11 protein-coding genes are annotated in these 12709 nt (G+C 65.7%); 5 read left to right on the top strand and 6 right to left on the bottom strand.

Going from position 1 to position 12709, the window contains the following annotated elements:
* Nucleotides 1–176: 176 nt before the first annotated feature.
* Together AC0L20_RS30400 and AC0L20_RS30395 are read right to left on the bottom strand one after the other, a co-directional pair.
* Entirely contained in the window at nucleotides 177–950 is a 774-nt protein-coding gene (locus AC0L20_RS30400; protein ID WP_473294279.1) for an MBL fold metallo-hydrolase, read from the bottom strand.
* A gap of 12 nt (nucleotides 951–962) precedes the next feature.
* On the bottom strand, nucleotides 963–1874 hold the full coding sequence (locus AC0L20_RS30395) for a DMT family transporter (RefSeq protein ID WP_473294278.1): 912 nt from the start codon (nucleotides 1872–1874) through the stop codon (nucleotides 963–965).
* 95 nt (nucleotides 1875–1969) lie between these two features.
* On the opposite strand from AC0L20_RS30395, the gene AC0L20_RS30390 reads away from it, so the two are divergent.
* Nucleotides 1970–2833 carry a LysR family transcriptional regulator gene (locus tag AC0L20_RS30390; RefSeq protein WP_473294282.1) on the top strand — a complete coding sequence of 288 codons (864 nt, stop codon included), beginning with the start codon at nucleotides 1970–1972 and terminating at the stop codon, nucleotides 2831–2833.
* On the opposite strand, the gene pdeM is transcribed toward AC0L20_RS30390, so the two are convergent.
* The 4 genes from pdeM to AC0L20_RS30370 form a co-directional block, all read right to left on the bottom strand.
* Nucleotides 2830–3528 (bottom strand): ligase-associated DNA damage response endonuclease PdeM, encoded by a 699-nt coding sequence (gene pdeM / locus AC0L20_RS30385; protein WP_473294277.1) that lies wholly within the window; start codon nucleotides 3526–3528, stop codon nucleotides 2830–2832. The two genes, AC0L20_RS30390 and pdeM, sit on opposite strands and share 4 nt — an antisense overlap.
* Nucleotides 3529–3643: 115 nt before the next feature.
* Nucleotides 3644–6208: a ligase-associated DNA damage response DEXH box helicase gene (locus AC0L20_RS30380; RefSeq protein ID WP_473294276.1), complete on the bottom strand. Its 2565-nt coding sequence runs from the start codon at nucleotides 6206–6208 to the stop codon at nucleotides 3644–3646.
* Between the two features lie 96 nt (nucleotides 6209–6304).
* Nucleotides 6305–7534, bottom strand: coding sequence for an ABC transporter substrate-binding protein (locus AC0L20_RS30375; RefSeq protein ID WP_473294275.1), 1230 nt, complete (start codon nucleotides 7532–7534; stop codon nucleotides 6305–6307).
* A 114-nt stretch (nucleotides 7535–7648) separates the two neighbouring features.
* The gene (locus AC0L20_RS30370) at nucleotides 7649–8575 is read right to left on the bottom strand and encodes a class I SAM-dependent DNA methyltransferase (RefSeq protein ID WP_473294274.1); all 927 of its coding nucleotides are present in this window, start codon (nucleotides 8573–8575) and stop codon (nucleotides 7649–7651) included.
* Between the two features lie 66 nt (nucleotides 8576–8641).
* Here AC0L20_RS30370 and AC0L20_RS30365 point away from each other — a divergent pair, with 66 nt between their 5' ends.
* From AC0L20_RS30365 to AC0L20_RS30350, 4 genes are all read left to right on the top strand, one after another.
* Nucleotides 8642–9679: a ligase-associated DNA damage response exonuclease gene (locus AC0L20_RS30365; protein WP_473294273.1), complete on the top strand. Its 1038-nt coding sequence runs from the start codon at nucleotides 8642–8644 to the stop codon at nucleotides 9677–9679.
* Nucleotides 9676–11334, top strand: a complete 1659-nt coding sequence (locus AC0L20_RS30360; RefSeq protein WP_473294272.1) for a cisplatin damage response ATP-dependent DNA ligase — start codon at nucleotides 9676–9678, stop codon at nucleotides 11332–11334. Before AC0L20_RS30365 ends, AC0L20_RS30360 begins: the two co-directional genes overlap by 4 nt.
* 313 nt (nucleotides 11335–11647) lie before the next feature.
* Nucleotides 11648–11953, top strand: a complete 306-nt coding sequence (locus AC0L20_RS30355) for a DUF6460 domain-containing protein (RefSeq protein WP_473294271.1) — start codon at nucleotides 11648–11650, stop codon at nucleotides 11951–11953.
* A gap of 21 nt (nucleotides 11954–11974) precedes the next feature.
* On the top strand, nucleotides 11975–12709 hold the full coding sequence (locus tag AC0L20_RS30350) for an MBL fold metallo-hydrolase (protein WP_473294270.1): 735 nt from the start codon (nucleotides 11975–11977) through the stop codon (nucleotides 12707–12709).

Here is a 12709-nt window from a genome sequence, read left to right as displayed (position 1 = left end):
GCTGTTTGTAAGTCCGCCCCATGGCAACACCTCCAGATGGAAGTGTTGCACTTCGTTTGTGAACTCAGGGGACCCATAACCACAGGCAGTCGTGGTTACGAGGATTTGGAGTTACCACTAAGCGTCAAACTGCTCCTGGGGTAATGGGTCCTGGCTTTCGCCAGGACGACGTTGGGCTACGGCGCCTGCACCACCGTCGGCACCCCTGGCTCCAGCAATCGCAACCTTGTCCCAAAACCCAGCACATCAAACGTCTTGCGCAGATCCTCGCTGTTCTGGCGGAAATGCGCCCAACCCTCCGTATGAACCGGCACGATCATCGCATCGGGGAAGGCGCGTGCGGTCTCGATGGTGTCGTTGGTGTCCATGGTCAGATGGAACGGCCCGCGCGTTTGCGCGGCGCCGGCGAACGGCATCACCACGCCGCATTTGAAACGGCGCGCGACCTCGGCGACGCCGTCGAACCAGGTGGTGTCGCCGCTGATGTAGACCGGGGTGGTATCGGTCCGGCTCGACGACACCACGAAGCCGATGACATCGCCTGACAGCGGCTCGATGCCGGCCGGGCCGTGACGCGCCGGGGTCGCGGTGATCGTCAGCGTGTTGCCGTCACGATCTTTCAGATGCGCCGTGCCCCACGGCGCCAAACCTTCGACATGCCCGCCGAGGCGCTGCGCGCCGGCCTCGGTCGTCAGCACGCGCTTCACATGTTTGATAAAGTCGCGGCCGGAATTGTCGAGATTGTCCGAATGCTGGTCGTGGCTGAGCAGCACGGCATCGATCGGGCCGATCGCATCGGCCTTGAGCGCAGGGCCGATCGTCTTCTCCAGCTTCACATGCGGCAGTTGATAGGCGCCCGGCGCATCGAAGGTCGGGTCAGTGAGCAGGCGAAAGCCATCGATCTCGATCAGCGCAGTGGGACCGCCGATCAGGGTGATGGAAATGGGCATGATGGACTCCTGTTACGAGACGGATTTGGCGGGCCGCGTCACCAGGTAGATGCCAAGTGCGACCGGGATTATTCCGAGCAGATCGCGCGCCTCGACATGCTCGCCGAGGACGAGATACGCAAACAGCATGCCGAGCGGCGGCATCAGGAAATGATAGGCACTGGCAGCCGTCGCGCCACACACTTTCAGGAGATGAAACCAGAGCCAGTAGGCCATGATCGAGCCGCCGAGCACGAGGAAGGCGAAGGCGCCGATCAGGCCCGGCGTGACGTCTATGGCATGAACATCGGCGAAGGTCAGCGCGACTGGCGTCAGCACGATGCCGGCGGCAAGATTCTGCACGCCATTGCCGATCCACAGCGAGCCCTTCGGCGCGAGCAGCTTGAACAAAATGGTGCCGGCGACGAGGGAGGCGAGCGAGGCCAGCGTGAACACGATGCCGTGCAGCGAGTCGGTGCCGACCGACAGGCGGTGCCAGACGATCAAGGTCACGCCGATGATGCCGAGCAGGAGGCCGCTCGCCTTGCGCCAGGTCATGCCTTCGCCGAGCAGCAGCGCGGCGAGGCCCGCCGTGAACACCGGATTGGCCGACACGATCAGGCCGCCGAGACCGGCGGAGACCGATTGCAGTCCGGTGTAGCCGAGGCCGAGATAGAGCGCGTTGTTGGCGACGCCGAGCACGGCGAAGATCGCGGCATCGCGCCACGACAGCGACCAGTCGTCGCCGCGGGCCAGCGTGGCACCAAGGATCAGGATGCCGGCGAGCGAGAAGCGCGCGGCGAGCAGGATCAGGGGCGGGCAATGGGTGACGCCAATCTTGCCGGCGACGAAGGCGTAGCTCCAGAGCAGGCAGAACAGGCCGATCGCAAGCGGAAGCGTGTTGAAGCGGCTGCGGGGAACGGCAAGCGAGGGGGCGAGCGACATGACAATCTCCTGAGCCCTCGATCTAGGGAGCCAGCTTGTCATTTGGAAATTAAATGATTAACTTCCAGTCAGTGGATTTTTGAATGGAGACGGCCATGCTCGATCTGGAGCTCCTGCGCAGCTTCGTGTCGGTGGTCGATGCCGGCGGCTTCACCCGCGCCGGCGAGCGCGTCCATCGGACGCAATCGACCGTCAGCCAGCAGATCAAGCGGCTGGAGGAGGATGTCGGCCAGGTCCTGCTGCATCGCGACGGCAAGGATTTGCGCCCCACCGAAGCCGGCGAACGGCTGCTGTCCTATGCGCGGCGGCTGTTGTCGCTTGCGGAAGAGGCGCGCGACGTGCTGCGCCAGCCGGACGGCGAAGGCGCAATCCGGCTCGGCATTCCCGAGGATTTTGCGGCGTATCAACTGGCAAAGCTGCTGGGGACGTTCTCGCGCTCGCATCCGGGCCTGCGGCTCGATGTGCGCGCCGACCAGAGCAAGAATCTGGCCCGCGATCTCGAACGCGGCGAGCTCGATCTGGCGCTGTTCAAGCGCGAGGCCGGCGCGAAGGGCGCCATTGCGGTGTGGCCGGAGCAGGTGCACTGGGTCACCAGCAAGAGCCATCCGATCCACGCCGATGTCGCCTCGGTGCCGCTGATCGGCTTTCCGCTCGGCTGCCTCTACCGCGCCGGCGCCATCCACGCGCTGGAAAGCGCGGGCCGCATCTGGCACATGTCCTATACGTCATCGAGCCTCGCCGGCATCCAGGCCGCGGTCGCCGCCGGCATGGGCTTGAGCATCCTGTCGGAGATGGCGATCCAGTCCGACCACCGCGTGCTGACCGCAAAGGACGGCTTCGCGCCAATCAACCGGACGGAAGTCGCGTTGATGGCCGCGCCGGGCGCAAGTCCCGCGACGCTGCGGCTGGCGGATCGGCTGGCGGAGTTCTGCGACGACGTGCAGGCGAAGGCGGCTTAGCTGCACCGCGACGCGGCAATCGCGTGGACGCGGCGGTCGCCGAGCAAATGCGCGACAAACCCGTTCTTCGGAAAGATCTTTGCAAACGCCGCGTCGCGGATGCTGAGGCCGCCGGCATAGGCGCCGAAGGCGGGCATCACGGCGCGCATCCCGTCGCAGGCGAAGCAGCGGCGCTCCATCGAGCGGCCGCGCGCGGAGACGCGGGCCTTGGGATGGAGATGGCCGGCGATCTCGCCGCCCGCGCCGGTCGGCTCGTGGCGGAAGGTGATCGGGCCGATCGCGACTTCGTCGGCGACGGTGCCGCCGAGATCGCGCGGCAGCGCCGGATCGTGATTGCCCGAGATCCAGATCCAGTCGCGGCCGGCCTGCAAGGCGGCGACCGCGTCGCGATCCTCGGCCGACAGCCGTCCATGCGCGGTGCGATCATGAAAGCTGTCGCCGAGCGCAATGACGATGCGGGGATCATGGCGGGAGATGACAGCAGCGAGCCGACTGAGCGTCGCGATGGTGTCGTAAGGCGGCAGCAGCACGCCGCGCATGGCGAAGCTGGAACCTTTTTCCAGATGCAGATCGGAGACGACAAGCAGGCGCTGCTCTTCCCAGAACAGCGCGCCGGAAAGATCGGCATGGAACGGAATACCTAGGACGTCAACGCTGCGCGTCGTTGTAACCGAAATTGCCACTTGCTCCGTCATGGCCGGGCTTGTCCCGGCCATCCACGTTCTTGCCGCAGCAACAAAGACGTGGATGCCCGGGTCAAGCCCGGGCATGACGGTGTGGATGGATCAGCGCGCCTCACTGGAAAATTCTCTATCCCATCGCCTCTTTGACGAGCTCGTCGGCGGCCTCCGCCAGGAGCTCGTCTCCCGCTTCGCCATAAACTGACTCGCGGCCGATTTCCAGCATCACGGGGACGGCGAGCGGGGAGACACGGTCGAGTTCCCGATGCGTGATGCGGCCCTGGATGCGGGTGAGCATGTCGCTGAGGCGGCGCAGATCGAGCAGGCCGGTGGCGGCATCAGCGCGGGCGGCGCGCAGCAGCACGTGATCGGCCTGGTGCTTGCGCAAGACATCGTAGACGAGATCGGTCGAGAACAGCACCTGGCGGCGGCTCTTCTCCTCGCCGGTGTGACGGCGCGCGATCAGGCCGGAGATGATCGCGCAATTGCGGAACGTGCGCTTCATCAGCGCGGATTCGGCAAGCCAGGCTTCGAGATCGTCGCCGAGCATATCAGGATCGAACAGCGCGTCGAGGTCGATCCTGCCGTCCCGGATCATGGACGACATGTCGCCGAGCGCCCAGACCGCGATCGCATATTCGTTGGCGACGAAGCCGAGCGGCCGGGCACGGGCACGCTCCAGCCTCCGCGTCAACAGCATGCCGAGCGTCTGGTGCGCGAGACGGCCTTCGAAGGGGTAGCAGACGATGTAATGCTTGTTGGCACGGGGAAAACTCTCGACCAGCAGCTCGCGCACCGCCGGTACGCGCGAGACGTCCTTCTGCAGCGACAGCCAGTCGCGCACCTGCTCCGGCAAGGCGACCCACGCGCGGCCGTCATCGAGCAGGCGACGGACCCGTTCGGCAAGATAGGTCGACAGCGGAAACTTGCCGCCCATATAGGACGGCACTTTCGGATCCTTGTCGTTGGCGCGCGAGACGTAGACCTGGTCCTCGACCAGGGTCTCGTAGCGCACCACCTCGCCCGAGAATACGAAGGTGTCGCCGGGCGAGAGGCCCTCGATGAAGGCTTCCTCGATCTCGCCGAGCAGCCTGCCGCCGCGCGCGATCACGCCTGTCGACCCCGCCCCACCGCCGCGCGATCGCACCAGCCGCACCTTCAGCATGTCGTCCTCGACGATGGTGCCGACATTCATGCGGTAGCTCTGCCGCACCCTGGGATTGGCGACGCGCCAGCGCCCCTCCTTGTCCTGCTTGATGCGTGCGAAGCGCTCATAGGTCTTCAGCGCGTAGCCGCCAGAGGCGACGAAATCGACCACGTCGTCGAAATCCTGCCGCGTGAGATCGGCGTAGGGCGCGGCGGTGCGCACCTCATCGTAGAGCTCGTCGGAGAAAAACGGCTCGCCGCAGGCGCAACCGAGCACGTGCTGGGCCAGCACGTCGAGTGCACCGATCCGCAGCGGCGGCGTGTCCTGCGCATTCTCGGCGATGGCGTCGATCGCGACACGGCACTCCAGCACTTCGAAGCGGTTCGCCGGCACCAGCACCGCGCGCGAGGCTTCGTCGAGCCGGTGGTTGGCGCGGCCGATGCGCTGCATCAGGCGCGAGGAGCCCTTGGGCGCGCCGATATTGACGACGAGGTCGACGTCGCCCCAGTCGACGCCGAGATCGAGCGAGGAGGTACAGACCACGCCACGCAGTCTGCCCGCCGACATCGCGTCCTCGACCTTGCGGCGCTGGGCGACGTCGAGCGAGCCGTGATGCAGCGCGATGGCAAGGTTGTCGTCGTTCATGCTCCAGAGGTTCTGGAACAGCATCTCGGCCTGGCTGCGGGTGTTGACGAAAACAAGCGTGGTCTTGTTGGCCTTGATCAGCTCGTAGATCTCGGGAAGCGCATGGCGCGCGCTGTGGCCGGCCCAGGGCAGGCGCTCGCGCGTGTCCATCATCTCGACCAGCGGCGGCGCGGCGCCGCCGGCCACGACGATGTCGGCCGCCGCTTCCTTGCCGCCGGGCTGCGGCACCAGGAAGCGCGCCAGCGATTCCGGCTCGGCCACGGTCGCCGACAGGCCGATCGCGCGCATCTGCGGCGCCAATCGCCACAGCCGCGCCAGGCCGAGCGACAGCAGATCGCCGCGCTTGGACGTCACCAGCGCATGCAGCTCGTCGAGCACGATACGCTTCAGCGAGGAGAACAGGAATGGCGCGTCGTCGGAGGACAGCAGCAGCGCGAGTTGTTCCGGCGTCGTCAGCAAAATGTCAGGCGGATAGCGCCGCTGCCGCTGCCGCCGCGACGTCGGCGTGTCGCCGGTGCGGGTCTCGATCTTGATCGGCAGCCCCATCTCGGCGACGGGGCGCTCGAGGTTGCGCGCGATATCGACGGCGAGCGCCTTGAGCGGCGAGATGTAGAGCGTGTGCAGGCCGCCGCTGCGTTGCAGACTGCGGCCGGTGGAGATCACCGATTTCGCCGAAATTTTGGGCGCAGAGCTCAGCTCCACCAGCGTCGGCAGAAATCCCGCCAGCGTCTTGCCGGCGCCGGTGGGCGCGATCAGCAGTGCGGACCGGTCCTCGCGCGCCTTCTCCAGCAGCGCCAATTGATGCGCGCGCGGCGACCAGCCGCGAGCCGCGAACCACGCCTTGAAGCGGTCGGGCAACAGCGCGGCAGGCTCGGCCGGGATTTTGCGGATGCGGGGCGGCACGGCATTATAGGTAAGCCGTGGGTGTGGGTTCGTCGAGGGGGCTTACTTCCCCTCTCCCCGCACGCGGGGAGAGGGGAAGAGACAGCGGTGCGCCCCCTATTCCGACATCGGCTTGTCGGAGATGTCCCAGTCCTTGCCGGTGAAGGTGGAGATGAAGAGCGTCTTCATCGGCGTGTAATCGTCAGGCGTGTAGTCGTAGGTGACGCCGTCGAGGAAATAAGGCGAGTGGAAGCCTTTGAGGTTGGAGGCCTGCTTCAGCACGTTGGCGCGGGTGAGCTCGTCGCCGCAGCGGCGCAGGATCTCGCCCATGGTGACGGCCTGGCCGTAGCCGGCGAAGGCGATGGTGTTGTCCTGATCGATCGCCGGCGTGTACTTCTTGCGCAGCTCCTCGAACGCCATCACGTCGGGGTCCTTCTCCCATTTGGGCAGGCCGACTTCCTTGTTGTAGCGGATGGCGACGATGCCGGCGGCGTTCTCGAGGCCCGCGGCATTGAGGATCGAGCGGCCGGTCGAGCCGGCCGACAGCAGCTGCAGCGGCTTCCAGCCGAGCTCGGCCACTTTCCGGATCGACTGCGACGACGCCTTGCCGGTGGAGATGTTGTAGAAGACGTCCGCACCCGATTTCGAGAGGTTGATGAGCTGGGAATCGACGGTCGGATCGGTCAGATCGTAGGTCTGCTCCATGATCACCTTGGCGGTGCCGCCGGCATCTTCCAGAACCTTCTTGAAGGGGCCGAGGAAGTCGCGGCCGAAATCGTCGTTCTGGTAGAGGATGCCGACCTTCGCGTTCGGTTTCACGCTGACGACGTGCCGCGCCAGAATCCGCGCCTCGGTCGGATAGAGCGGCAGGCCCGCCATGGTCCATTTGAACTCTTTCGGATTATTCCACTTCGACGCGCCGGTGTTGAGCAGAAGCTGCGGCACACCCTTCGAATTCAGGTATTTGTGCACGGCGGTCTGCGGCGCGGTGCCGAGCGAGCCGTAGAGCGCGAGCACCTCCTCCTGCTCGACCAGGCGCCGCGTCGCCTCGACGCATTTCGGCGCGCTGTAGGCATCATCCATGGTGAGGAATTTGACCTTGCGTCCGTTGATGCCGCCCTTCTCGTTCAGCATCTGGAAATAGGCTTCGCCGATGCGCCCGAGCACGCCGTAGAGCGAGCCGGGGCCGGAATGCGGCACGGTCTGCCCGATCTTGATCTCGGTGTCGCTGGCCCCCGCATCGTATTTCTTCTCCGCGGCCCAGACGTAGGGCGCCGGCAAGGTGGATGCCGCGATGGTGGCGAGCGCGGCGGCGCTGAAATCGCGCCGCGATGGATTCTTCGTCATTATTCGTTTCTCCCTGGTGCGCGCATTGTGCTGGCATCGCCGCACGGCTCGCAAGTGGGAAGTCACGGCTTTGCGACGCAATGACGCTCAAAGCGCCGTATATAGCGCCTAGACTCAAGTTTTCTCGGCGACCACGACGAGGCCGCGCACCGGCTCGTTGTTCTCGGTGCGTGGCGAGGCCTGCTCCAATGTGAGGAGCTTGAAGCCGGCCTGCCCCATCGCATCGCGCACATATTCCGCCGAATGGGCATAGCGCAGGCCTTCGCCGAGAACGATGCCGCTGCCGTCATGGGTCTCCAGCGTGAACGCAAGCACCCCGCCGGGCGCGAGCACGCGCCTGGCTTCACCGAGCACCGGGGCGAGATCGGGGAGATAGACGAACGCATCGGCAGCGACGACGAGGTTTGCACTCGCCTCGCTCCTGCTGCGCAGGCCTTCGATCATGTCGGCGACTTCGAGCCCGGCATAGAGGCCGGTGGCGCGCGCCTCCTTCACCATGCCGGGCGACAGATCGATGCCGATGAACTGGTCGACCTGTTTTGCGAAGGCGGCGGCCGCGAGCCCCGTACCGCAGCCGAGATCGATGGCGCGCTTGAACAGGGCGGGCTTCTTCGCGGCGACGCGGGCGGCCACCACCGCCTTGAAGATCAACGACGGCGCGCGATAGCCGAGATCGTTGATCAGCACGTGCTCGAATCGCGGCGCGTATTGATCGAACAAGGCCTGCACATAGGCCTTGGGCATCTCGGACAATTGCGCGTCGCCAAGGCGTATCAGATGCAAATGAGCGCCATGCTGATCGCTCGGGTCGGACTCGCGCGATTTGCGAAAGGCCGCAATCGCCTTGTCGCGCTCGCCGAGTTGCGCGCGGATTTCGCCGAGCGTGAACCAGGCCGAGGTGAAATTCGGCGCAAGCTCGATGGTCTGCTCCAGCAGGTCGGCGGCGGCCGCCAGATCGCCCTTGAGCTGGAGGTCGCGCGCGAACTCGAAGCGGCGGTCGGCCATGAGATCGCCGGAGGTCAGGAACAGGCGCAGGGGCATTGGGGAACCAGGAAGCGAAGTGGGCGGGTGACTCGAAGATGCGGGGTCGCAACCTATATAACAGGCATGCGTCCGCAAGACATCCTGCTGCCAGTTGCCGCCGGCCTATGCTGCAAGCCGGGCGGCTTCCATATCGACCCCGTCCGCCCGGTCGAGCGGGCCGTGATCACCCACGGCCATTCCGACCATGCCCGCGCCGGCCACGCCGCGGTGCTGGCGACGCAGGAAACGCTGGACATGATGCGGCTGCGCTATGGCGAGAATTTTGCCGGCTCCACACAGGCGATCCGCTATGGCGAGGAGATCCGGCTCGGCGATGTCAGCGTGAAGTTTCATCCGGCCGGTCATGTGCTCGGCTCGGCGCAGGTCGCGGTCAGCTGCAAGGACACCTGCATCGTCGCCTCCGGCGACTACAAGGATGCGCCAGACCCGACCTGCACGCCGTTCGAGCTGGTGCCCTGCGACGTCTTCATCACCGAGGCGACGTTCGGTCTGCCGGTGTTTCGCCATGGCGATGCGGCCGACGAGGTCAAGAAGCTGCTGGCTTCGGTGGCGCTGTTTCCGGAGCGCGCGCATCTGGTCGGCGCCTATTCGCTCGGCAAGGCGCAACGCGTGATCGCGCTGCTGCGCCAGGCCGGCTACGACGCGCCGATCTATCTGCATGGCGCGATGGAGAAGATCACGCATTACTATCAGAGCCGCGGGATCGAGCTCGGCGAGTTGCGGCCGGTGAAGGGCGTCAAGAAGGCGGCGCTCGCCGGCACCATCACGCTGGCGCCGCCCTCTGCGACATCCGATCTCTGGACCCGGCGGTTTCCCGATCCCGTCACGGCCTTCGCCTCCGGCTGGATGCGGGTGCGCGCCCGCGCGCGGCAACGCGGCATCGAGCTGCCGCTGGTGATCTCGGATCATGCCGATTGGGACGGCCTCACCGCCACGATCGCCGCGACCGGCGCCGGCGAGATCTGGGTCACCCACGGCCAGGAAGACGCGCTGGTGCATTGGTGCCAAAGCAAGGGTTTGCGGGCACGGCCGCTCGATCTGGTCGGCTACGGCGACGAGGAGGAGACCGAGACGCCGCTCGCTGACGAGGCCGAAGCATGAACCGCTTCGCCGAACTTCTCGACCGCCTCGCCTACGAGCCCGGCCGCAACAACAAGCTGCGGCTGATCACCAGCTATTTTCGCGAGGTCGCCGATCCCGATCGCGGCTACGCGCTGGCCGCGCTGACCGGCGCGCTGAGCTTCAAGCACGCCAAACCTTCTCTGCTGCGCGATCTTATCGCCCAACGAACTGACCCGGTCTTGTTCGGTCTATCCTGGGACTATGTGGGCGATCTCTCCGAGACGATCGCGCTGATGTGGCCGAAGGCCGTGGGTGTCCACAACAATCCACCGCCGCCGACGCTGACCGAGGTCGTCACCACGCTGCGCACACTCGGCAAGACCGAGCTGCCGAAGCAGCTCGAGCGCTGGCTCGACGAGCTGGATGAGACCGGCCGCTGGGCGCTGTTGAAGCTCGTCACCGGCGCGTTGCGCATCGGCATCTCCGCGCGGCTGGCAAAGACCGCGGCCGCGGCACTCGGCGACAAGGACCCGCATGAGGTCGAGCTGATCTGGCCGGGTCTCGCGCCGCCTTATCTGGACCTGTTCGCCTGGCTGGAAGGCCGCGGCGACAAGCCGGTCAATCACGATCCCGCGCCGTTTCGCCCGGTGATGCTGGCGCATGCGATCGAAGACACCGATTTCGCCGCGCTCGATCCCGCCGACTACATCGCCGAATGGAAATGGGACGGCATCCGCGTGCAGGCGGTGGCCGGCCGCGACGAGCATGGCCACATCACCGCGCGGCTCTATTCGCGCACCGGAGAGGACATCACCGGCAGCTTTCCGGACATGGTCCCGTCATTGCGGCTACCAGGCGCCATCGACGGCGAGCTTCTGATTCTGCGCGAAGGGCGCGTGCAGAGTTTCAATGTTCTGCAGCAGCGACTGAACCGCAAGGTCGTGTCTCCGAAGCTGATCAAGGAGTTTCCGATTCATCTGCGCGCCTACGATCTGCTCGGCGACGACAAGAACGATTTGCGCGAATTGCCGTTCGCGGAGCGCCGCGAACGGCTGGAGACCTTCATCGGCAAGCTCGACGATCCCCGCATCGATCTCTCGCCCACCGTGCCCTTCGCAAGCTGGGAGGCGCTGACCGCCGCACGCGCCGATCCCGCCAGCGCCGGTGCGGGCGAAGACGCGGACGCCGTCGAGGGCGTGATGCTGAAGCGGCGCGATGCAGCCTATCTGCCGGGACGTCCGAAGGGCCAGTGGTGGAAGTGGAAGCGCGATCCGCACATCATCGACGCCGTGCTGATGTATGCGCAGCGCGGCCACGGCAAACGCTCGTCCTACTATTCCGACTACACCTTCGGCGTCTGGACCGCAGGTGCGGGCAGTGACGAGTTGGTGCCGGTCGGAAAAGCCTATTTCGGCTTCACCGACGAGGAGCTGCTCCAGATCGACCGCTTCGTGCGTCGCAATACCACCGAGAAATTCGGCCCCGTCCGCCACGTCGTGCACGAGCCGGACAAGGGGCTGGTGCTGGAGGTCGCCTTCGAGGGGCTGCAGCGCTCGCCGCGGCACAAATCCGGCGTCGCGATGCGCTTTCCCCGCATCAGCCGCTTACGCTGGGACAAGCCGCCGCGGGAGGCCGACCGGCTGGAAACGCTGGAAAAGATGCTGAAAGCGGAGGCGGCCGAGGTCGAGGCGTGAGGGAGACGGAGTTAGAGCCCAGGTGCAGCCACCCGGCAGGTGCGCTCCCTCGCCCGCTTGCGGGAGAGGGTCGGGGAGAGGGTGCCTCCACATTGGGAATCCCCAAGAGGAGAGAGCCCTCACCCGCGCCTTCGGCGCGACCTCTCCCGCAAGCGGGAGAGGTCGCAGCGAGCCTGCGGCCCGATCATCCCACAACGAAGGCGGCACGCCCTGCCTGCATTAAAATCCCGTAAGCCGATTGACGCGCCGTTGCGGGTTCCCCATGTCCCCCGCCGTGCCCTATACTGGGGCCGAATCCGCTGAGGAGTTTGAGATGGTCCAAGACGTCAGAGATTTGCCGGCCGGCCGCACGGATGGCCTGAACCGCTTTCTCGGCGGCTCGCCGCTGGCAGTCGCGTTTCGCCTGGTCCTGCTCTCGATCCTCGTGGGCGTCGTGCTGGCGGCGATCGGTTTCGATCCCTGGAATATCATCTACAGCATTCGCCTCCTGTTCCAGCGCTTGTGGGATCTCGGCTTCGATACCGTGAACTGGCTGTGGCGCTACTTCCTGCTCGGCGCAGTCATCGTGATCCCGATCTGGCTGCTAATGCGTGTTTTCGGCACGCCGCGCGGCCGGTAAGGTTTTGGAGGTCCGCAGCCGATGCAATTGCGTTTTGTCGGCTGCGGCGACGCCTTCGGATCGGGCGGCAGGCTCAACACCTGCTTCCACATCTCGGGGCGCGAGGCCAACTTCCTGATCGATTGCGGCGCGTCGGCTTTGCCGGCGCTGAAGCGACTCGAGATCGACCGCGATGAGATCGATCTCATCCTGATCACGCATTTCCACGGCGACCATTTTGCCGGGCTGCCATTTGTTCTGCTCGACGCACAATTCTCGCGGCGGACGCGGCCGCTCACGATCGCCGGCCCCAAAGGCATCGAGACGCGGCTGCGTGCGGTGACGGAGGCTCTGTTCGAGCATTCCTCGAAGACGAAACAGCGCTTCGAGCTGTCGGTCGTCGAGCTCGCGCCCGAGCAGAGCCAAAGCTTCGGCGCGGTGACGGTGACGCCCTATCCCGTCGTTCACGGCGAATCCGGCGGACCGTTCCTTGCCTATCGCATCGAAGCGGAAGGCCGCACGCTGGCCTACAGCGCCGATACCGAATGGACGGAGATGCTCATTCCGCTGGCGCATGGCGCCGACCTTTTCATCGCCGAGGCCTATATGTACGAGAAGGTGGTCAAGAATCACCTCAGCCTGAAGACCTTGGAACAGCATCTTCCCGAAATCGGCGCAAAACGCCTCGTGCTCACCCATATGAGCGAAGACGTGCTGTCGCGCCTCGACGACATCGCCCACCTCGCCGCCGAAGACGGCATGGTGCTCGTGTTCTGA

The organism is Bradyrhizobium sp. Kon58 (assembly GCF_055807455.1).
The sequence above is the reverse complement of the archived record's forward strand: the minus strand, read 5'-3'. Positions and strand labels throughout refer to the sequence as shown.

What these genes read in the sequence shown, in the direction of transcription:
- AC0L20_RS30400 (WP_473294279.1), bottom strand. Translation starts at nt 950, where the DNA reads ATGCCCATTTCCATCACCCTGATCGGCGGTCCCACTGCGCTGATCGAG.
- AC0L20_RS30395 (WP_473294278.1), bottom strand. Translation starts at nt 1,874, where the DNA reads ATGTCGCTCGCCCCCTCGCTTGCCGTTCCCCGCAGCCGCTTCAACACG.
- AC0L20_RS30390 (WP_473294282.1), top strand. Translation starts at nt 1,970, where the DNA reads ATGCTCGATCTGGAGCTCCTGCGCAGCTTCGTGTCGGTGGTCGATGCC.
- pdeM (WP_473294277.1), bottom strand. Translation starts at nt 3,528, where the DNA reads ATGACGGAGCAAGTGGCAATTTCGGTTACAACGACGCGCAGCGTTGAC.
- AC0L20_RS30375 (WP_473294275.1), bottom strand. Translation starts at nt 7,534, where the DNA reads ATGACGAAGAATCCATCGCGGCGCGATTTCAGCGCCGCCGCGCTCGCC.
- AC0L20_RS30370 (WP_473294274.1), bottom strand. Translation starts at nt 8,575, where the DNA reads ATGCCCCTGCGCCTGTTCCTGACCTCCGGCGATCTCATGGCCGACCGC.
- AC0L20_RS30365 (WP_473294273.1), top strand. Translation starts at nt 8,642, where the DNA reads ATGCGTCCGCAAGACATCCTGCTGCCAGTTGCCGCCGGCCTATGCTGC.
- AC0L20_RS30360 (WP_473294272.1), top strand. Translation starts at nt 9,676, where the DNA reads ATGAACCGCTTCGCCGAACTTCTCGACCGCCTCGCCTACGAGCCCGGC.
- AC0L20_RS30355 (WP_473294271.1), top strand. Translation starts at nt 11,648, where the DNA reads ATGGTCCAAGACGTCAGAGATTTGCCGGCCGGCCGCACGGATGGCCTG.
- AC0L20_RS30350 (WP_473294270.1), top strand. Translation starts at nt 11,975, where the DNA reads ATGCAATTGCGTTTTGTCGGCTGCGGCGACGCCTTCGGATCGGGCGGC.